Genomic DNA, 19,682 nt, shown 5'->3' with positions numbered 1-19,682 from the left:
CCTCCCTCTCCTTCCATGGCCGACGCGGACAAACCGCCCATCCGTGGCGGCCTCGCCGCTGATCCAGGTCGTCCCGCCTCCTCCCGCCCGCCGGTGTTGTCGGAATCCGACACGCCGCCCATCCGGGGTGGAGGCATCGCCGCCGACGCGGACAAGCCGCCCATTCGGGGTGGAGGCCTCGCGCCCGACGCGGACCGCCCTCCGCAGTTGCCGCCCCGGGCCGTCTCACCGCCGCCCGTTCCTCGCCAGGGGCCGCCGCCCCGGCTGATGCCGTCCTCACCGGAGGGACAAGCCCGCTCGGGGCCGCCCGTGCTGAAGCCCTCCTCGCCCGCCGCCGCGGACGATGAACCGGAGGAGATCGCCGCCGACGAGGCCGAGTCCCTGGACGACGACGGCAGCAACACTCCGTCCAACGCCAGCGCGGCGCTGGACGAGCCGGAGGAGATCAGCAGTGACGAGGTCCACGACGCGGACTCGCTCGCGCTGGAGGCCGCGGACGCGGAGGATGCCGCGGCGGCCGTGACGGAAGAGCCCCCGCCCGCGCCCCCGGGTTCGACCCTCAACCCGTGGTTCGCCCAGTTGGCGCACGGGTACTGTCCCCCCGAAGGGGCCCAGTTCGCCCGGCACACCCCTCCCACCAACTTCCCGGGGAGGGATCCGGAGGCCGGCGCGGCCCCACCTGTCGGCCAGGGAGCGGTTCGCAACAAGATCACGTGAGGCAAGCGACCGAGCGCCGCTCGGAAACTTCCCAAGCCTTGCGCCCGCCGAATAGGATGTGGCGGTTTTCACTGCACTTTTTGCTGGGTGAAGGGCTTCATGGAGCGTCGCGTCCTCATCGTCGAAAGCCAGAACGACTTCGCACTCAGCATGGCCTCCGTGCTCAAGAGCGCGGGCTACAACACGGCCATGGCCACCACTGCGTCAGATGCGCAGCGGGAGCTGGAGAAACGCCGACCCGACCTGGTCGTCGTGCGCGCGGAGCTGCCGGACCAGTCCGGCTTCGCCCTCTGTGGTCAGATCAAGAAGGGCAAGTGGGGCCAGAACCTCAAGGTCCTCCTGCTGTCCTCCGACTCGGGTGTGGAGGGTCTGAACAAACACCGTGAGACGCCCGCCGCCGCGGACGGCTACCTCGTCATCCCCTTCGAAATGGGGGAACTCGCCTCGATGAGCGCGGGCATCGTCCCGCCCGGCACCGACGACACGGACGCGGACCTGGACGCGGCCCTCTCTGGCGCCCCGCGGGAAGCCCCGCCGCCCATGCCCGGCGTGCGCACCGGCGCCCCGCCCAAGCTGCCCAAGCGCGAGCGCCGCAGCGCCATGACGGACGAGGACAAGTCCTTCATGGACCGCGCCTTCTCCTCCATCGCGGACCGCAAGGCGGAGCTCCTGGCGGAGTCGCGCCAGTTGAAGCGCCCGCCCCCGCGCCGCGAATTGATGGGCACGCCCGAGGGGAAGATTCAAATCCTCCGGGACGAGCTGAAGACACGCGAAGCGCAGCTCGCGCGCCTGTCCGAAATCTGGAGCGTCCGCGAGCGGGAGCTCTTGTCCGTCGAGGACCGGCTCCATGAGAAGGACGTGGAGCTGCAGGGCCTGAAGATGCAGGTGGATGACCTGCTGCGGCGCTTCAATGACGCCCAGCAGTCCATCGTCCAGAAGGAGCGCGAGCACGGCGCCACCGTCGACGACCTGCTCCTGCAGAAGTTCTCCTCGGAGAAGGACCTCATCGAGGTCGTCGCCTCCAAGGAAAAGGACATCAACGTCCTGCGCAAGGAGGTCAACCTCCGCGACGAGGAGCTGTCCCGCCGTGGCGCCGACCTGGAAGGCTGGCGCAACGAGTTCGACAAGCTGGAGAAGCACCTCGGCGTCGTCACGCTGGAGTTCGAGGTCAAGGAGCAGAAGCTCCAGGACACGGTCCGCGCCAACGAGGCGGACATCCTCCAGCTTCGCGAGCGCGGCGACCAGTTCGAGTCCGAGCTGGGCCGCACCGTCAGCGAGCGCGACCAGCGCTACGCCGAGCTGGACGGAGAGATTCAGGCCCTCCAGGAGCGGCTGACCCAGACCGAGCAGGAGCGCGACGCCACCGTGCGCGGCCTGGAGGCCCGGTCCACCACCGCCGAAGAGCACGCCAGCCGCTCCGACGCGGAGATCGAACGCCTCAACGCCGAGCGTGCCGCGCTGGAGCAGCGCCTCACGCAGCAGGTGGCGGACCTGGAGTCGGACATCGCGCGCGTCACCGGCGAGCGCGACCAGCTCAAGCTGGACAAGGACGAACAGGAAGCGGACCTCACCCAGCGCGTGGAGGAGCGCGACGCGAAGCTCGCCTCGCTCGACCGCGAGCTGCAGGAGGCCATCGCCCGCAACGAGAACAGCGAGGCGGAGCTCAACGCCACCATCCAGCAGCACCGCGAGCGCATCGGTGAGCTGGAAGGCGAAGTCGAGGCCGTCAAGACGCACCTGGAGGACCGCGAGTCGGAGCTGAACGCCGAAATCCAGGCGCTCCAGCAGGCCAAGGACACGCTGGAGCAGGACCTCACCAGCCAGTTGGAGAACCTGCGCTCGGAGAAGGACGCCCTGGAGGCGGACCTCAAGGGCCAGATCCAGGCGCTCAGCGAGCAACTGGACTCCGCTCAGCAGCAGGGCGAACAGCTCTCCGCGCGCGTGGCGTCGCTGGAAGACACCGTCGCCCAGCGCGACAGCAGCATCGAAGGCCTGCAGTCGGACGTGGCCGAGCGTGACTCGCGCATCTCCGAGCTGACCGGGAACCTGGAGGCGACGACCCAGCAGCTCACGGAGACGCAGGGCACCCTCTCCAGCACCGAAGCCACCCTCGCGGAGACGCGCGGCGAGCTGGAGGCGACGAGCCAGCAGCTCTCCGAAACGCAGACGACGCTCTCCACCACGGAGGGCACGCTCGCGGAGACGCGCGGCGAGCTGGAGGCGACGAGCCAACAGCTCTCCGAGACCCAGACGCGCCTGACGCAGACCGAGGAGACCCTCTCCTCCACGCGCGGCGAACTGGAAGCCACCAGCCAGACGCTGACGACCACCGAGGACACCCTCGCGCGGACGCAGGACACGCTGGCGCGCACGGAGGCCACCCTCGCGGACACGCAGGGCACGCTCTCCAGCACCGAAGGCACGCTGGCGGAGACGCGCGGCGAGCTGGAAGCCACCAGCCAGACCCTGTCCGACACCCAGTCCCGGCTCGCGCAGACGGAGGAGACGCTCTCCACCACGCGCGGCGAACTGGAGGCGACCAGCCAGACCCTGTCCGACACGCAAGGCACGCTGGCCAGCACCGAAGGCACGCTGGCGGAGACGCGCGGCGAGCTGGAAGCCACCAGCCAGACCCTGTCCGACACGCAGACGCGGCTTGCGCAGACGGAGGAGACGCTCGCCTCCACCCAGGGCGAACTGGAAGCCACCAGCCAGACCCTGACGCGCACCGAGGCGACCCTCGCGGACACGCAGGGCACGCTGGCGCGCACGGAAGCCACGCTCGCGGACACGCAAGCCACGCTCTCCAGCACCGAAGGCACGCTGGCGGAGACGCGCGGCGAGCTGGAGGCGACGAGCCAGACGCTCACGCAGACCCAGGACACGCTGGAGTCGACGCGCGCGGAGCTGGCCAAGACGACCACGCACCGCGACGAACTGGACGCGGAGCTGAACGAGACGCGCGACATCCTCCAGGAGACCAACGGTCTCCTCGCCCGCACCACGCAGGAGCGCGACACGCGCATCGCGGAGCTGCAGGCGCTCGGCGAGGCGAAGGACACGCTGGAGCAGGACCTCACCGGCCAGATTGGCCAGTTGCGCGCGGACCTGTCCGAGACGCAGGGCCTCTACGAAGCCGAGCGCGGCGCCCACGCGACGCTCGCGCAGGAGACCACCGCGCAGATCGCCGCCCTCACCGGCGAGCGCGACGGGCTGACGCAGGAGCTGAACACCACGTCGCAGCAGTTGGCTGACACGCAGGGCCAGCTCACCGACACCCGGGACGTCCTCGCCCGCGAGGAGCAGACCCACGCGCAGACGCGCCAGCAGGCCGCCGCCACCCAGGCGGAGCTGGAGCGCCAGCTCGCGGACTCGCAGGCCAACGGCGAGGAGCTGGCCGAACAGCTCATCGTCACCAAGCACGAGCTGGGCACGCGCGTCGCGGAAGTCACGCAACTGTCCTCCAAGCTCGCGCAGACCGAGGACGCGCGGCACGACCTGGACGACCGCCTCCAGACGCTCACGCACGAGTCCCAGCGTCGCGAGGAGCTGCTCCAGAACGAGGTCGACACCAAGGGCAAGGAGCTGTCGGACACGCTGCGCAAGCTCACCCACGTGACGCAGGAGAAGATGCGTCAGGCGGAGGTGCTCAACCGCGAGGTCGCCACCCGCACCGACCAGGTGAAGGCGCTCGAAGGCCAGCTCCAGACCCAGGCCGCGGACGCGAAGAAGCAGGCGGACGCGCTGGGCCAGCAGCTCAACGCCGTGTCCAGCGACCTGGACGGGGCGCGCAAGGCCATCACCGAACGCGACTCCCAGCTCCAGCAGGCCGGGCAGTCCCAGCAGAAGCTCGCCAGCGAGCGCGACGGACTCGCCGGACAGCTCCAGCAGGCCCAGGCGCAGGCTCAAGCCCAGGCGCAGCAGGCCCAGGCCACCGCCGCCGCCGCGAAGAAGCAGGCCGACGAGCTGGCCGCGAAGCTCGCGAAGGCGGAGCAGTCCATCGCGCAGCTTGGCCAGGACGCCCAGAAGGCCGCGGCCGATACGGACGCGAAGCTCAAGGACGCCCAGGCCCAGCTCCAGGCCCGCACCAAGAAGGCCCAGGACCTGGAACTCGCCCTGGAGAACGCCACGAGCGCCCGGAGCCGCGCGGAGAAGGAACTCACCGCCCGCGTCACCGCCGCCGAAACCAAGGCCAACGAGTCCGCCGCCCGTCTCGCCACCGCGCAGAAGGAGCGCAAGGACCTGGAAGCGCGTCAGCTCAAGGAGCTGGACGACCTCAACGCCAAGCAGAAGGCGGAGCTGGAGCGTCGCGAAGCCATCAAGGCCCAGGAAGTCGCCCGCCTCCAGACGTCGGTGCAGGAGAAGAGCAAGGCGCTCAAGGTCGCGGAGCTGGAGCTGGCTCGCTACAAGAGCAAGTCCCCTGCCCCGGCCGCCGCCGCGAAGGCCGCGCCTCCGGTGGACGAACACCTGGCCGTGACGGCCCAGGCGAACCCCGTCATCCCGGCCGCCGCCAAGCCCCCGGCGAAGGCCGCCGCCAAGCCGGCCGCGAAGAAGGCCGCCCCGGCACCGGTGCAGGCCGAGGACGAGGACGCCCCGGAGCGCACCATGGTGATGCAGCTTCCCACCGCCCCCGAGGGCGAGGACGACTGGACGGCGCTCGTCGACGAGCTCGACAAGTAGCCCCTCCAGTCCCCTGGAAATGACGAGGGCCCGCGCACTCTTTCGGAGTGCCGGGCCCTTCGTGCGTCATCTCAGGTCAGCGATTCAGGTCCGCGCCTGACGGCTCACAGGGCCGTGACGGCCTTTGCCTCGCGCAGCAGATCACGGAAGTGCAGTGAGCCCACCACGTCCCGCACCGACACCGGCCGCCCTTCGTCCCGGGCCTGCGCCTGGGCCATGCGCCAACGCTCCACCAGCGTCCGCGTCGCGATGTACGCCATCAACAAGGGGATGCCACCCGGCATCACCACCACCACCACCGCCATCGCCAGTTTCAACCACGCCCACATGACCCGCGACCTCGTTCGTGTCCTGAGATACGCCACAGAGATGCACGGTGCGTGCCCACGGTGCGAAAATAGTTACGCACCCTGATTCCGCAGGGTTGCAGCCCCCAAGGCCCTCAAGAGTGCGGACGGCGTCCCCACAACCCTGGCATTTTTGCCGCAGTCGTCCGGGGACCGTCGGTTAAGTTGACGGGTGTGAGCCCCCCTGAACTGACCTCGGCGATTCCGTCCTTCACCAGCGTGGAGGACGCGGCGCGTCGCCTGGAAGCGGTGGGCTACCTGTCGTCCCCGGAAATCGCCACGGCGGTGTTCCTGGCGGACCGGATGAACAAGCCCATCCTGGTGGAGGGCCCCGCGGGGGTGGGCAAGACGGAGCTGGCACGCGCCCTGGCCCTGGCCCTGGACCGGGGGTTCATCCGCCTCCAGTGCTACGAGGGCCTGGACGAAGCCAAGGCCCTCTACGAGTGGGAGTACGCCAAGCAGTTGCTCTACACCCAACTGCTCAAGGACAAGATTGGAGAGATGACGCAGGGCACGAAGACGCTCGCGGAGGCCGCGGACCGGCTCGCTTCCGGTGACGCGGTGTTCTTCTCCGAGCGATTCCTCCTGCCCCGCCCCATCCTCCAGGCCCAGCTTTCGGAGAAGCCGTCACTGCTGCTGGTGGACGAAATCGACAAGGCGGATCCGGAGTTCGAAGCCTTCCTGCTGGAAGTGCTCTCTGACAACGCCGTCACGGTGCCGGAGCTGGGCACCATCAAGGCGAAGCACATCCCGCGCGTCATCCTCACCAGCAACAACGCCCGCGAACTGTCCGACGCGCTCAAGCGCCGCTGCCTGCACCTGCACATCGACTTCCCGGACCGGGAGCGCGAGCTGCGCATCGTCCGCTCGCGCCTGCCGGAGGTCTCCCAGGTGCTGGCCGAGCAGGTGGTGGAAGCCGTGGCCGCCATCCGGGCGTTGGACCTGAAGAAGGCCCCGTCCATCAGCGAAACGCTGGACTGGGCACAGAGCCTGACGCTGCTCAACGCTGAATCGCTCACCGCGGACGTCGTCGCGGCCACGCTCAATCTCGTCCTCAAATACGAGGGTGATATCGAGAAGGCCCGCGCCAACCTTCCCCAAATCGCCCAGGCCTGACGCAGGGCGACTTGGACGGTCGGACGGGCTCCTGGCGTTTCGCGCTTTGCCTCAACGGTGCGCCTGGATAGAAAGGTTTGAGCCTCACAGTCTCAAGCTGTCCCACCCTAGCCCGACGAGGAACTTCCCGATGAGCTCGACCTCATCCTCCGTACTGCGCGCCGAACACATCTGGCTCGATGGGAAGCTGGTGAAATGGGACGAGGGCAGCGTGCACGTGATGACGCACGCCCTCCACTATGGCCTGGGCGTCTTCGAGGGCATCCGCGCCTACAAGACCCACGATGGCCGGCTCGCCGTCTTCCGACTGCGCGAGCACATCCGGCGCCTGTTGGACTCCGCGCACATCATCATGCTGCACATCCCCTTCACCGAGGATGAGCTGGTGGAGGCGACGCTGGATCTGCTGCGCCAGCAGAAGCACCTGTTCGCCAACGGCGCCTACCTGCGCCCGGTGGCCTTCATGGGGGATGGCGCCATGGGCCTGGGCGCGGTGAACCCCACCCGCGTGGCCGTCACCGCCTGGGACTGGGGCGCGTACCTGGGCGACAAGGGCATCCGCGAGGGCATCCGCGCCAAGGTCAGCTCGTTCACGCGCATGCACGTGAACGTGAACATGGTGCGCGGGAAGATCACCGGCCAGTACGTCAACTCCATCCTCGCCAAGCGCGAGGCGGTGCTCGCCGGCTACGACGAGGCCATCCTCCTGGACATCAGCGGCTTCGTCGCGGAGGCGTCCGGCGAGAACATCTTCATGGTGAACAAGAAGGGCGTCATCAAAACCCCGCCCCTCTCCTCCCCCATCCTCGACGGCATCACCCGCGACACCGTGCTGAAGCTCTTGCGCGACAGTGGCCGCGTGGTGGACGAAGTGACGTTCACCCGCGACGCCCTCTACATCTGCAACGAGATCTTCTTCACCGGCACCGCCGCGGAGATCACCCCCGTGCGCGAGGTGGACAACCGCCAGGTGGGCGAGGGCAAGCCCGGCCCCATTGGCACCTTCGTGCAGGACGCCTACTTCAAGGTCGTCCGGGGCCAGGACGACCGCTATGCGGACTGGCTGACCTACGTTTGAGAACAGTCCGCTGACGTGACATCCCGGCGGGCGGTGGAATCGGGTAGAACCCCTCCCTGATGCCTCCCGCCGGGTACGCGTACGAAGACAATCCGTTCAAGCTCGAGAACCCGTCCGTCCTCGACATCGCTCCGTCGGAGCCGAAGTCGATGGAGGACACCGGACTGAAGATCGGCCTGCTCGCCGACCTGGGTCTGAAGTTCCTCTATTACGCCGGCACCGGCACGGGCATGGGCATCGCGGAGAGCATGTGCCTGCCCTGGTCGGGCGTCGTCGAGCACGTGGTGGACTTCCTCGCGCAGGAGAAGCTGGTGGACCTCAGGGGCGGCAAGGGCTTTGGCCGCGCCTCCGTGGAGTTCGCCCTCACGGAGAAGGGCCGCGAGTACGCCCGCGACGCCCTCACCCGCTCCACCTACGTGGGCCCCGCCCCCGTCCCCATCGAGCAGTACAACGCCCTCATCACCAGCCAGACCGAGGAGACGCCCGTCGTCAGCCAGGAGGACCTGGTGATGGCCCTGGGCCACCTCACCGTCTCCGCGGAGCTGATGGACAAGCTGGGCCCGGCCGTGAACTCCGGCCGCTCGCTCTTTCTCTACGGCCCGCCCGGCAACGGCAAGACGAGCCTCGCGGAGGCCATCTCCCACATGTTCGGCGGCGAGGTGTACGTCCCGCACTGCCTCGAAATCGACAACCAGATCATCAAGGTCTACGACCGGATCATCCACACCCCCGTGTCGCTCGAAGTCGGCTCGGCCACCGGCGGGCGCCGGCAGACCTTCGAAATGGACAAGCGGTGGCTGCTCTGCCGCCGCCCCGCCGTCGTCGTCGGCGGTGAGTTGACGCTGGAGACCCTGGACCTCATCTACTCGGAGAGCACCCGCTTCTACGAGGCGCCGTTCCAGGTGAAGGCCAACGGCGGCATGCTCCTCATCGACGACTTCGGCCGGCAGAAGGTCCACCCCACGGACCTGCTCAACCGGTGGATCGTCCCCCTGGAGAAGCGGGTGGACTTCCTCACCCTCCACACGGGCAAGAAGTTCGAAATCCCGTTTGATCAGCTTCTCGTGTTTTCCACCAATCTGGACCCCAAGGAGCTGGTGGATGAGGCGTTCCTGCGCCGCATCAAGTACAAGATTGAAGTAGGCAATCCGGATGAAGAGTCCTACCGGGAGATCTTCCGCCGGGTGTGCGAGGCGGCGGGCATTCCCTACGTGGACCAGGCCATCACCTACCTCGTGGAGCACTACTACAAGCCGCGCAGCATGGAGATGCGCTCGTGCCACCCCCGGGACCTGGTGTCGCTCATCCGGGACGCGGCGAGGTACCGGCAGATTCCGCCGGCCCTCTCCAAGGATTTGTTGGACCAGGCGTGCGAAGTGTTCCTGGTGAATCTCTAGTCGGGTTTTAATTGTTCCAACCGCGCGGAATTTCTAGAATCCGCGTGCCGTTGTACCGCCCGGCGCAGCCTCTGAGAAAACAGCGCCCGGGGCGGGCCGGGGCGAGAAGGAGCCGCAGTCCGTGAAGGAACGCTATCAAGACATCGACGAGAAGAACGAGCAGCTGCGCGAGTACCTCGACATCTACAAGGACAAGCAGCCAGCGCGCGAGTTCCTCGACCGGTTCGAGATGTCGTGGATCTACCACGACGCCGCGCTCGAAGGCGTCGTGTACACGCACCAGGAGTTGATGGCCGCGCTCTTCCCGGCACGCACCGCCGCGGAAGCGTCCATGATTCCGGTCGTCCTGGAGATCCGCAACCACAAGGCGGTGGCGGACTACATCCGCGAGGAAGCGCAGGGCGCGAAGAAGCAGTCCGCGCTGACGCTCACCACCATCAAGCGGATGCACGACCTCTTCCTGGGCAACACGCCAGAAGCCCTGGCCGAGCGCGCGCGCATGGAGCGGCGCGAGCGCACGGAGAAGGAGCTGGCCAAGGAGCGCGACCGTGCGGGGCTGCGCAAGGACATGCCCCTGCACCGCACCTACTTCCACGACATCACCCAGCCAGCGAAGATCCAGGCCCGGCTGGAGAAGCTCGTGGACCACACCGCCAGCGCGGAGTTCCGCGAGTTCCACCCGATCAAACAGGCGGCGGTGGTGCAGCACGAATTCCTGCAGATCTTCCCCTTCACCGAGCACAGCGGGAAGGTGGGGCGCATGTGCAGCAACCTCATCCTGCTGCGCAACGGCTACATGCCCGCGGTCATCCACTCCATCGACCGGCAGCGCTACTACGAGTCCTTCCGGGGACCGGTGGCCATCTTCCGCACGGTGTTGATGGACGCGATGGAGAACTCGCTCGACAACGGCGTGAAGTACTTCCGCGACCTGGGTCGCAAGTACAAGACCGTCGAGTAGGCGTCACCCGGGGTGATGGGCCGTGGGGACGCCATGTCCTCGCGGCCCCTGTCCCCCCGGGTTCAGCCCCCCGGGCAACCCACCAGGGAAGCGGACGGCCTGAGGGCCTTCTGCTTCGCCGTGAAGGACGGGTGGGTCGTCGACACCATTGGGGTGCTGGACCCACCTTTTCCAGAACGTCAGGGGGAGAACATCCGACTTCTCGAATCCCCGTGGCGGAGGAAGTAAAAGAAGAGCCTCCATGCCTGTGACCCCTTCACTCCAGAGTCGCCGCCCCCAGCTTCCCGCCGGCAGCGAGCTCACGGAGCCTCCGCCAGCACGTCTGGCGCACCTGCCCGCTGTCGACAAGCTGGGCCGCCTGCTGCGCGTGGCCAAGGGTCACCGGCGGGCGCTCATCCTGACGCACGACAACCCGGATCCCGACGCCATCGCCGCCGCCGTGTCGCTCGCGCACCTGCTGGAGCGCAAGGCCGGAATGGAAGCCCACGTGGGCTACGGCGGCATCATCGGCCGGGCGGAGAACATCGCCTTCGTGCGGGTGCTGCGCCTGCCCGTGTCGCACGTGTCGCAGATCGACTTCGGTGAGTACGACCTGTTCGGCCTGGTGGACACGCAGCCGCCGGTGCGCAACCACTCGCTGCCCGCGAAGATCCGCGCGGACATCGTGGTGGACCACCACCCGCTGCGCGAGGAGAGCCTCCAGTCACGCTTCGCGGACGTGGGCGGCGACTTCGGCGCCACGTCCACCATGTTGGTGGAGTACCTGCGCGCCGCGCGGCTGGAACCCTCCGTGGAGGTCGCCACCGCGCTCTTCTACGGCATCAAGGCGGACACGCGGGACCTGGGCCGGGAGACGACCCAGACGGACGTGGACAGCTACCTGTGGCTGTTCCCCCGCTGCGACAAGTCGATGCTGGGGCAGATCGAGCACCCGGAGGTGCCGGCCCGCTACTTCCAGCTCTTCCACACGTCCATCGAGAAGGCGAAGGTCTACGGCACCGCCATCATCACCGACCTGGAGGAGGTCTACTCCCCGGACATGGTGGCGGAGGTCGCCGAGCGGATGATGTTCCTCGAAGGGATGAAGTGGTCCCTGGCGTACGGGACGTTCCGCAACCAGCTCTTCCTGAGCCTGCGCGTGAAGGACCGGCGCATGAACGCGGGCCGCCTCATCCGCGAGACGTGCGAGGACCTGGGCGGCTCGTCCGGCGGACACGGCAGCATGGCCGGCGCGCGGCTTCCTCTCTCCGGCAGCGCCAACAAGCGCAAGACGCTCAAGCGCGAGCTGGTGGGCCGGTTCCTGGAAGCCTTCGGTGTCGCCGAGGAGCGGCCGAAGTCGCTGCTGTCCGCGCAGGACACGTGATCTACTGGGACCACAACGCCGCCGCGCCAGTGCGCGCGGAGGTGGGCGCCCTGCTCGCGAAAGCCTTCACCGGGGGCGGCTTCGGCAACGCCTCCAGCGTGCACGGTGGTGGGCGCGAGGCCCGGGGCCGGCTGGACGCGGCGAGGGCGAAGGTGGCGCGCGTCCTGGGCTGCGAGCCGAAGGAGATCTGCTTCACCGCGTCGGGCAGCGAGGCGGATGCGCTCGCGCTCCTGGGCGCGTACGCCGCCCGGCCGGTGAAGGAGCGCCGCCGGGTGGTGGGCTCGACGGTGGAGCACCCTGCCCTGCTGGGCGCGCTCACGCAGTTGGAGCGCGAGGGCGCGCAGGTGGTGCGGCTGGCCCCCGGTCCCGACGGCCGCGTGCCGCTGGAGTCCCTGCTGGAGGCGCTCACCCCGGACACCGCGCTGTGCTCGCTGATGTGGGCCAACAACGAGACGGGCGTGCTGCAACCGGTGGCGGAGGCCGCCCGCGCCTGCCGGCAGCGAGGCATCCTCTTCCACACGGACGCCGTGCAGGCCGCGGGCAAGGTGCCGCTCACGTTGCGTGAGGTGGACGCGGATCTGCTCTCCCTGTCGGCGCACAAGTTCGGCGGACCGCAGGGCGCGGGCGTGCTGGTGGTCCGCAAGGGCGTGGACGTGCGCGCGCTGACGCCCGGGCACCAGGAGGGTGGCCGCCGGGGAGGCACGCAGAACGTCCCCTACGCGGAGGCCCTGGCCCTGGCCCTGGAGCTGGCCGCGAACGACCAGGCCGCCGTCGCCGAGCGGGTCGGCGCCCTGCGCGACGGGTTCGAGCAGCAGGTGCTCGCGCGGCTGTCCGGCGTGACGGTGAACGGAGCCGGCGCGCCGCGCGTGCCCAACACCAGCAACCTGCGCTTCGACGGTGTCGAAGGCGAAGCGCTCCTGATGGCGTTGGATCTGGAAGGCATCCACGTGTCGTCGGGCGCGGCCTGCGCGTCCGGAACGCTGTCCCCTTCGCACGTGCTGCGCGCGATGGGCCTGTCCCCCGCGCAGGCCCGTGGCAGCCTGCGCTTCAGCCTGGGGCCCACCACCACCGACGCGGAAGTCTCACGCGTCGTGGAGGCGCTGTGCACGCACGTCCCGCGCGTGCGCGCGCTGGAAGCCCCCGGCTCCAGCGCCTGAATCAGGCACGGTGCACGCCGTCCCGCGTCTACCACTTCTGGTCGGGCAGTCCTTCCTCGCGCACCTCCGGATCCGGCTGGCCGTAGCCGGGCATGCCGTCCTCCTTGGCCTCGCCGGGCTTGGGCGGAAGACGTTCGTCACCCTGCCGCGTCTCGCGGGCCGGCGTGTCGTCCTGTTCGGGCTGCTGTGGCTTTCGCTCGGTCGCCATGGATGTCCTCCGTCGGAATGTCCGGTGGGAGGAAAGGTCATCATCCGGTGGGAAGGCCGCAGCGACCCTTCCCGTCCGGGGACCCACGCGACAGGGCCCTGCACGCCCGGCTACTCGGCGTTGTCGTTGGAACGACCGAGCGCGGAGTCGGGAATCGTCGGCACCTGATCCGTGGTGCCGAACAGGCCGCGCACCACCGCCGCGATCGCCAGGGGCGTGCCCACGCGCTCGTCGTAGTGCGGAGACAGGGCCTTCGCGTACTCCTCCGCGGACGGGAAGCGGTCCTCGGGGTTCTCCGCGAAGGCGCGCGCGAGCACCGCGTCCAGCGCCTTGGGCACGTCCGGCCGCACCGCGCTCAGCAGCTTGTAGTCGCGCGACAGGATGCCCGCGAAGACCTCTTCGGGCGTGGTGCCGTTGAAGGGGCGCCCCAGCGTGAGCAGCTCGTACAGCACGACGCTCGCGGCCCACAGGTCCGCTTCCGGCGTGACCGCGCCCTGCAGCGACTCCGGGGACAGGTAGTACGGCTTGCCCAGCACCTCGCCGCCCTGGAGCTTACCGTCCACGAGCACGCGCGACACGCCGAAGTCGCCCAGCTTGATTTCCCCCACCCGGGAGATGAACAGGTTGGACGGGGACACGTCGCAGTGGACGATGCCCAGCGGCTCGCCATCCGGCCCGGTGGCGGAGTGCGCGTACGCGAGCGCCTCCAGCAGCACCTTGGCCAGGTACACCGCGAAGTCGACGGGCAGCGGAATCCCCCGCGCCTTGCACCGGCGCAGGATGTGGCCCAGGTCGCGCCCGTCCACCAGGTCCATCACCAGGAAGGACACGTCCTCCAGAATGCCCGCGTCCAACACCTTCACGATGTTGGGATGGTCCAGTTGGCGCGACAGGTGCGCCTCACGCGCGAACAGGTCCACCGACGCAGGGTCGCGGGTGAGCGCGGGCAACAGCCGCTTGAGCGCCACCGTCCAGCCCTCATGAGGCCCGGAGCGCACGCGCGCGCGGTACACCTGGGCCATGCCGCCCTTGCCCAGCAGCGACAGGATTTCGTAGTTGCCGAAGACCTTGATGGGCTTCGGTACGGGGGTCGGCACGGTCACGGGCTGACGCTTCCGGCTCCTTGCGAGTCTCGACCCTGGGCGCGCTTGCGAACGCGCGCCTGCTTCACCAGCGAGTCGAAGTTCGGCCCTTCCTTCGACAACAGCGAGAGTTCCCGGTCCACCAGCGCGTTGCCCTCCGGCGCCGACCAGCCCTCGCTCACCGCGCGGCGCAGCGCTTCCTGGGCCAACTTCGACTCCTGGGTCGCCCGCTTCACGCACGCCATCCAGAACCACGCCTCCGCCCGGGCCTGCTGGTTGCCCGCGCTCCTCGCCTGCTCCAGGAACTTGAGGGCCTCCGGCTTCTGGTCGCGAAGGAAGTGCGCCACGCCCATGCCGGTGAGCGCCAGGGCGTTGTTCTTCTCCTGCGCCAGCACCAGTTGGAACTGCTGCGACGCCGTGAGCGCGTTCATCGCCGCCAGGGCCTGCTGCCCCTGCCGCAGGGCCGCGGGCACGTCCACCGCTTCCAGCCGACGATGCGCCGCCACCTGCGCGGCCGAACCCGACGCGGAGGCCGGAGCCTGGACCTGCCGCTCGGAGGCCACGGCCGTCACGGGCTGCGCGGAGGCGCCCTGCTCCGTCGCCCTGAGGACCAGCATGCCGTTCTTGAGGAGGCTCGACTCGCAGCCCCCCTCCATCTTCACCAGTCCACCCAGCGTCCGCTCCTCGAAGCTGTAGAAGAGCATGACCGCGTAGGTCGCGGACTCGGGGCAGGCGTCGCCTGTCTGACAGAGCGTCACGTCGCCAATGAAGACGTTGCCCAGGAAGGAGCCCTTCAGGACCTGCTGGGCGGCCGGGCGCTGGCAGACCCCGCCGGCCGGAGCCGTGCCCACCAGCTCGTCGCCGCTGGTGCGCAACTCCACGGTTCCGAAGGCATCTCCTTGATAGGAGCCATTGACGGCCGGGCCCGCCCACGCGAATCCGGAAGCGAGGCAGACAACCGCCGCGAGAGCCAATGTAGTGGTCGGGGGCGACATGTCAGGGGTCCGGTCATCATAGAAGTCCACGGGGCCGGTTGTAAACGCGCGAGGACGGCTTGACCGCACGCTCCTCCATCCTTATCATTTTCCCAAGAACGCCCTGGGATTTCCCAGTAATTCTGAGGACTTGTAGCGAGATTTGCGTTAGTAAAAGGTCTGTTCCCTGCGGGGTTCGTGATGCCCAGCAGAAATTCGAACCGATACGTCCATTCCGGGGTCCGTTTCGGTCGCCATGTGCAAGCCCTCCCCTTCACGGGGATGAGGGAAGCCTGCGGTGACATGATTTCGGTCCCCACCTGACTTACGAGGGTTCAATGGACGCTGGACACACGGCTCGGCGGGGGACTCTTTCTTGGGGAGCGGCGGCGGTGAGCGAGACTGCGGTGGATACGGCGGCGGCGGCGGCGGAGAACAAAGGGACGCTTCGTGAGAAGCTGACGGCCCAGCGGAAGACGATGACGGCGGATGTCATCGAATCGCGAGGCCTCAAGGTCCAGTCTCGATTCCTGGCATCGCCCTACTATCAGAAGGCACGAACGGTGGCGCTCTACGCCCCCATCCGGGGCGAGGTACCCACCCGGGACATCCTCATCGCGGCCCTGCTGGACGAGAAGATCGTCTGCTATCCGCTGTCCCATGTGCATGGGCGCATCCTGGCCTTCCGGGCCATCAAGTCGGAGAGCGAGCTGGAGCCGGGACGCCTGGGCGTCCGGGAGCCCACGAACGCCTCGGAACTGATCGCGGTGGACCAGATCGACCTGTTCGTCGTGCCCGGCCTGGGCTTCGGACCGGGCGGCAAGCGGCTGGGGCGCGGGGGCGGCTACTACGACGCGACCCTCAAGGCGGCCAGTCCCCGCAGCCGCCGGGTGGGACTGTCGTTCAGCGACCAGATTGTCCAGGTCCTGCCCACCACGCCGGATGACGTGGACATGGACCAGATCGTCACGGAGAACCAGACCCTGCGCGGCCTGGACCGTGACTGCGACTTCCTGGACACCTGAGCCAGGCAGCCAGCAGGACATGACCGGGCGGGGCGGACGCGAAGTCCCGCCCTGCCTGGAGCCTTTCGGGTAGTGTCCGCGGTGCCATGAACCCGGACGCACTGCGCAAGGCGACACCCGAAGAGCAGTACGAAGAAGTCACTCGCGGCACCGTGGATTTGCAGGTGCCGGAGGACCTCAAGAAGAAGCTCCAGCGCTCGTACGACAAGGGCAAGCCGCTCGTCATCAAGGCGGGCTTCGACCCCAGTCGTCCCGACCTCCACCTGGGCCACTCGCTCCTGTTGACGCGCATGCGGCGCTTCCAGGACTTCGGGCACACGGTGGTGTTCCTCATCGGTGACTTCACGGCCCTCATCGGCGACCCCACCGGGAAGAACACGACGCGCCCGGCCCTCACCCGCGACGAGGTGAAGGTCAACTCGGAGACCTACAAGCAGCAGGTCTTCAAGGTGTTGGATCCCGACAAGACGGTGGTGAAGTTCAACTCGGAGTGGCTCGACGCGCTGGGCACCGAGGGGATGATCCGCCTGGCGTCGCGCTACTCCGTGCAGCGCATGCTGGAGCGCGACGACTTCAAGACGCGCTACCGGGAGAACCGCTCCATCTCGCTGCACGAGTTCCTCTACCCGCTCCTGCAGGGCCATGACTCCGTGGCGCTGAAGGCGGACGTGGAGCTGGGCGCGACGGATCAGCTCTTCAACCTGGGCGTGGGCCGGCAGTTGATGAAGGACGAGGGCCTGGAGCCGCAGGTCATCATGACGGGCCCCATCCTGGAGGGCCTGGACGCGAAGCTCGTCGACGGCGTCATCACCGGCGACAAGATGTCCAAGAGCCTGGACAACTACGTGGGCATCGACGAGTCGGCGGACAACATCTTCGGCAAGTTGATGAGCATCACCGACGACCTGATGTGGCGGTACTACAAGCTGCTGTCGTCGCAGCCGCTCAAGAAGGTCCTGGAGATGGAGGAGCAGACGAAGTCGGGCGCCCTCCACCCCAAGGCGGCCAAGGTCGCGTTCGCGCAGGAGATCGCCGCGCGCTTCCAGGGCGAGGACGCCGGGCGCAAGGCGGCCGAGGACTTCGAGAAGCGCTTCGCCAAGAAGGAGCTGTCCACGGACGAGCTGCCGCTCGTGGAGGTGTCGCTCGCGGGCGCGGAGAAGCTGCCGGTGACGAAGCTGCTGCCGGAGACGAAGCTCGTCGCCTCCGCCACCGAGGCGCGCAAGCTGATGGCCCAGGGCGGCGTCCGGGTGAACGGTGAGAAGGTCACCGACCCCAAGGCGGAGCTCGGGGCCGGCGAGTACACCGTGCAGGTGGGCAAGTTGAAGGTGGCGCGGGTGAAGCTGGCCTGAGCCGCGAAGCCTCCGCCCCGGGGCTCACGCAGCCCCGGGACGTGACGGCTTCAGGGGGTGGGAGGCTCTTTCGGGAGCCCGCCCTCGTAGAGCGCGGCGGCCCGCTGGGCCATGAAGCCGTGGGGCAGCAGCTTCATCGTCATGGCGAGGAAGCGGTTGAGGACGCCGGGCACGGCCAGCTCGCGGCGGTGCACCATCGCGTCCACGGCGATTCGCGCGCAGGCCTCCGCGGACATGATGCCCACGTCGCCCGCCTTGAACTTCCGGTCCAGGCCTGACAGCGACAGCATCTCCGTGGCGATGCCGCCCGGAGCGAAGACGGTGACGGACACGCCCGCCTTGCGCAGCTCCTGGGCCATTCCCCGCCCGAAGCTGATCACGAACGCCTTCGTCGCCGCGTAGGTCGTCTGGTACGGCAGCGGCGCGAAGCCCGCCGTGCTGGCGACGAGCATCAGCGACCCCTGCCCTCCCCTCTTCACGAAGTCCGCCGCGAAGAGCTGGGACATCCGCACGACGCTGGTGACGTTGGTGGCGAGCATCGTGTCGAAGGACTCGGGCGGCTGCTCCAGCACGTGGCCGAAGAAGGTGACACCCGCGTTGAGGATGACGCCTTCCACGGCGCGTCCTTCCACGGCGGCGGCGTGCACGCGCACGGCTTCACCGGGCCTGGTGAGGTCCGCGGTGAGGGGCAGCACCTGCACGCCGTGCGCGCCCTCCAGCTCCGCCTTGAGCGCGAGGAGCCGGTCCTCCCGGCGGGCGACGGCGATGATGTGGGCGCCGTGCTCCTTCGCGAGCAGACGGGCCATCTCCAGCCCCAGGCCGGACGACGCACCGGTAATGAGCACCCACCGGCCTCGGAAATTCATCGGTTTCATATCGGGGGTCCTTATTCTCCGGCGCGGCGGCGGGCGCAACCGGGGAACAGCGGGCCCGGAGCGCTCCTGTTAGAGTCCCGCGCACCATGCGCCTTTCCGGGTCGCTCGCCTGCTTCTTCCTGGCCCTCTCCGTGGCTCCCGCCGTCTGGGCCGGGGGCGGAGTCTTCGTCTCCGACGAACGCGTGGACGCCGTGGAGCAACCGGAGTCCTCCAAGGTCGTCTTCGCCGTGGAAGCGGGCGTGACGTATCCGCTCGTGAAGAAGGGCGGCCCTGACCGCGCGTGGTGCAAGTTGCAGGGCCCCAGGTCCGAAGGCTGGGTGCTGTGCGATGGCACCCCCACGGAGGCCATCCAGAAGGCTCCCGACACGGAAGCCCTCGTGAAGGCGGACCACGCGCTCACGCGGCAGCGACTGGCGGCCCGGGGCGGTGGCTCCCCCGCATCGCTGTCCGACGTGGGGACCTCCGGCTCGGGAGCTGGCAAGGGCTCACCGGCGAAGGAGGCGGCGGGCGGAGGTTCCGCTTCGGACGCCTTCGCCGACGAGGGCGAAGTCACCGTCCGAGCGCCCGCGGGACGTGCGTTGGCGCCGCCCCCGCCCGCCGCGAAGGGCGCGGCACCGGCGTGTGAAACCACCTGCGAGAATGCGCCCCTCTTCGCCAAGGCGCCCGCGCTGTCCGCGCTGGACCGCGAGGTGCTGGACCTGTGCCCCGCGCGCCCCGACGCGAGCGTGAGCGTGGGAGACGTGCAGCGCTTCTTCGCGAAGCACTACGACGACGCCCGCGTGCAGCGAGCGCTCTCCGCGGCGGGTCGCCCGGGGACGGGCTCGCGGCAGGCGAACCTCGAATGGCTCACGAGCCTGTGGGTGAGCACCGGCCCGCGCAATGCGTTCACCCACGTCTTCTGCGGAGACGACTGGGAGCGCGGCCCCATTGGCGGGCTCCACTTCCTGCCGCGCTACGCGCAGCTCGAGTCAGAGGGGAAGCTCTGCTACCAGGGCCCTGGCAAGGGTGAGGAAGCGGTGCGCGGAGAGCAGTACCTGATCCGCTTCCGGGGCAACGCGCCGTGGTCCTGTGGGGTGAAGCGGCTGGGAGGCTTCTCCACGACGCAGGACGCGGTCTCCATCGCCGCCATCGGGACGCGCGCCTTCGCCCACTGCTGCGCACGCGGTGGGGCGAAGAAGGAGGGCGGCGTGTACTCGGCGCCGGACATCGGTGGCGGCAACTGGCGCATCTGGTGCGGCACGCGCAACGGCACCTACGGCATCGCCACGCTGCACCCGACGGACGACGCGGCCACCTGCGCGGAGTAGCAGGGCCGACGTCCCCGAAGGAACGCCGGCCCCTGCCCCACTCGCG

15 protein-coding genes, 1 other RNA gene and 1 pseudogene are annotated in these 19,682 nt (G+C 68.8%); 12 read left to right on the top strand and 5 right to left on the bottom strand.

The features are described 5' to 3' along the window. Window positions 1-717: pseudogene (locus D7V88_RS07325) on the top strand (glycosyltransferase family 4 protein); the annotation flags it as partial. A 99-nt stretch (window positions 718-816) separates the two neighbouring features. Next, entirely contained in the window at window positions 817-5,397 is a 4,581-nt protein-coding gene (locus D7V88_RS07320) for a response regulator (RefSeq protein WP_120539886.1), read from the top strand. Between the two features lie 104 nt (window positions 5,398-5,501). On the opposite strand, the gene D7V88_RS07315 is transcribed toward D7V88_RS07320, so the two are convergent. Beyond that, entirely contained in the window at window positions 5,502-5,726 is a 225-nt protein-coding gene (locus tag D7V88_RS07315; RefSeq protein ID WP_120539884.1) for a hypothetical protein, read from the bottom strand. Between the two features lie 192 nt (window positions 5,727-5,918). Here D7V88_RS07315 and D7V88_RS07310 point away from each other — a divergent pair, with 192 nt between their 5' ends. The 6 genes from D7V88_RS07310 to D7V88_RS07285 all read left to right on the top strand — a co-directional run bounded on the left by D7V88_RS07310 (window position 5,919) and on the right by D7V88_RS07285 (window position 12,816). Next, complete coding sequence (locus D7V88_RS07310; protein WP_120539883.1) at window positions 5,919-6,860, top strand: AAA family ATPase; 942 nt, start codon at window positions 5,919-5,921, stop codon at window positions 6,858-6,860. A 130-nt stretch (window positions 6,861-6,990) separates the two neighbouring features. Next, a complete protein-coding gene (locus D7V88_RS07305) occupies window positions 6,991-7,938 on the top strand; it encodes a branched-chain amino acid transaminase (protein ID WP_120539882.1) in 948 nt (315 codons plus the stop codon). Window positions 7,939-7,994: 56 nt separating this feature from the next. Next, window positions 7,995-9,335, top strand: a complete 1,341-nt coding sequence (locus tag D7V88_RS07300) for a DUF8689 domain-containing protein (protein ID WP_120539881.1) — start codon at window positions 7,995-7,997, stop codon at window positions 9,333-9,335. A gap of 121 nt (window positions 9,336-9,456) precedes the next feature. After that, a complete protein-coding gene (locus tag D7V88_RS07295) occupies window positions 9,457-10,296 on the top strand; it encodes a Fic family protein (protein WP_120539880.1) in 840 nt (279 codons plus the stop codon). Between the two features lie 241 nt (window positions 10,297-10,537). Further along, window positions 10,538-11,659 carry a DHH family phosphoesterase gene (locus D7V88_RS07290; protein WP_120539879.1) on the top strand — a complete coding sequence of 374 codons (1,122 nt, stop codon included), beginning with the start codon at window positions 10,538-10,540 and terminating at the stop codon, window positions 11,657-11,659. Next, window positions 11,656-12,816, top strand: a complete 1,161-nt coding sequence (locus D7V88_RS07285; protein WP_120539878.1) for a cysteine desulfurase family protein — start codon at window positions 11,656-11,658, stop codon at window positions 12,814-12,816. Before D7V88_RS07290 ends, D7V88_RS07285 begins: the two co-directional genes overlap by 4 nt. A gap of 28 nt (window positions 12,817-12,844) precedes the next feature. Here the strand turns inward: D7V88_RS07285 and D7V88_RS07280 are convergent, their stop codons facing one another. The 3 genes from D7V88_RS07280 to D7V88_RS07270 form a co-directional block, all read right to left on the bottom strand. Then, complete coding sequence (locus D7V88_RS07280; RefSeq protein ID WP_120539877.1) at window positions 12,845-13,024, bottom strand: hypothetical protein; 180 nt, start codon at window positions 13,022-13,024, stop codon at window positions 12,845-12,847. 110 nt (window positions 13,025-13,134) lie between these two features. Beyond that, a complete protein-coding gene (locus tag D7V88_RS07275) occupies window positions 13,135-14,127 on the bottom strand; it encodes a serine/threonine-protein kinase (protein ID WP_120539876.1) in 993 nt (330 codons plus the stop codon). Further along, complete coding sequence (locus D7V88_RS07270) at window positions 14,124-14,987, bottom strand: tetratricopeptide repeat protein (RefSeq protein WP_120539875.1); 864 nt, start codon at window positions 14,985-14,987, stop codon at window positions 14,124-14,126. The genes D7V88_RS07275 and D7V88_RS07270 overlap by 4 nt, the downstream gene beginning before the upstream one ends. A gap of 274 nt (window positions 14,988-15,261) precedes the next feature. On the opposite strand from D7V88_RS07270, the gene ssrS reads away from it, so the two are divergent. The 3 genes from ssrS to tyrS all read left to right on the top strand — a co-directional run bounded on the left by ssrS (window position 15,262) and on the right by tyrS (window position 17,454). Then, window positions 15,262-15,452: non-coding RNA, 6S RNA (ssrS, locus tag D7V88_RS07265), on the top strand. A 20-nt stretch (window positions 15,453-15,472) separates the two neighbouring features. Continuing rightward, on the top strand, window positions 15,473-16,105 hold the full coding sequence (locus tag D7V88_RS07260; RefSeq protein ID WP_120539874.1) for a 5-formyltetrahydrofolate cyclo-ligase: 633 nt from the start codon (window positions 15,473-15,475) through the stop codon (window positions 16,103-16,105). Window positions 16,106-16,191: 86 nt separating this feature from the next. After that, window positions 16,192-17,454: a tyrosine--tRNA ligase gene (gene tyrS, locus D7V88_RS07255; RefSeq protein ID WP_120539873.1), complete on the top strand. Its 1,263-nt coding sequence runs from the start codon at window positions 16,192-16,194 to the stop codon at window positions 17,452-17,454. Between the two features lie 50 nt (window positions 17,455-17,504). Here the strand turns inward: tyrS and D7V88_RS07250 are convergent, their stop codons facing one another. Then, the gene (locus tag D7V88_RS07250; protein ID WP_120539872.1) at window positions 17,505-18,329 is read right to left on the bottom strand and encodes an SDR family NAD(P)-dependent oxidoreductase; all 825 of its coding nucleotides are present in this window, start codon (window positions 18,327-18,329) and stop codon (window positions 17,505-17,507) included. A gap of 86 nt (window positions 18,330-18,415) precedes the next feature. On the opposite strand from D7V88_RS07250, the gene D7V88_RS07245 reads away from it, so the two are divergent. Continuing rightward, on the top strand, window positions 18,416-19,636 hold the full coding sequence (locus D7V88_RS07245) for an EndoU domain-containing protein (RefSeq protein ID WP_120539871.1): 1,221 nt from the start codon (window positions 18,416-18,418) through the stop codon (window positions 19,634-19,636). Window positions 19,637-19,682 lie beyond the last annotated feature (46 nt).

Origin of the sequence: Corallococcus terminator (genome assembly GCF_003611635.1) — a bacterium.
GTDB classification, from domain to species: Bacteria; Myxococcota; Myxococcia; order Myxococcales; family Myxococcaceae; genus Corallococcus; species Corallococcus terminator.
The sequence above is the reverse complement of the archived record's forward strand: the minus strand, read 5'-3'. Positions and strand labels throughout refer to the sequence as shown.

Excerpts from the sequence above, each read along its gene's own strand:
- D7V88_RS07320 (WP_120539886.1), top strand. The coding sequence starts at position 817 with ATGGAGCGTCGCGTCCTCATCGTCGAAAGCCAGAACGACTTCGCACTC.
- D7V88_RS07245 (WP_120539871.1), top strand. The coding sequence starts at position 18,416 with ATGCGCCTTTCCGGGTCGCTCGCCTGCTTCTTCCTGGCCCTCTCCGTG.
- tyrS (WP_120539873.1), top strand. The coding sequence starts at position 16,192 with ATGAACCCGGACGCACTGCGCAAGGCGACACCCGAAGAGCAGTACGAA.
- D7V88_RS07280 (WP_120539877.1), bottom strand. The coding sequence starts at position 13,024 with ATGGCGACCGAGCGAAAGCCACAGCAGCCCGAACAGGACGACACGCCG.
- D7V88_RS07250 (WP_120539872.1), bottom strand. The coding sequence starts at position 18,329 with ATGAAACCGATGAATTTCCGAGGCCGGTGGGTGCTCATTACCGGTGCG.
- D7V88_RS07315 (WP_120539884.1), bottom strand. The coding sequence starts at position 5,726 with ATGTGGGCGTGGTTGAAACTGGCGATGGCGGTGGTGGTGGTGGTGATG.
- D7V88_RS07290 (WP_120539879.1), top strand. The coding sequence starts at position 10,538 with ATGCCTGTGACCCCTTCACTCCAGAGTCGCCGCCCCCAGCTTCCCGCC.
- D7V88_RS07305 (WP_120539882.1), top strand. The coding sequence starts at position 6,991 with ATGAGCTCGACCTCATCCTCCGTACTGCGCGCCGAACACATCTGGCTC.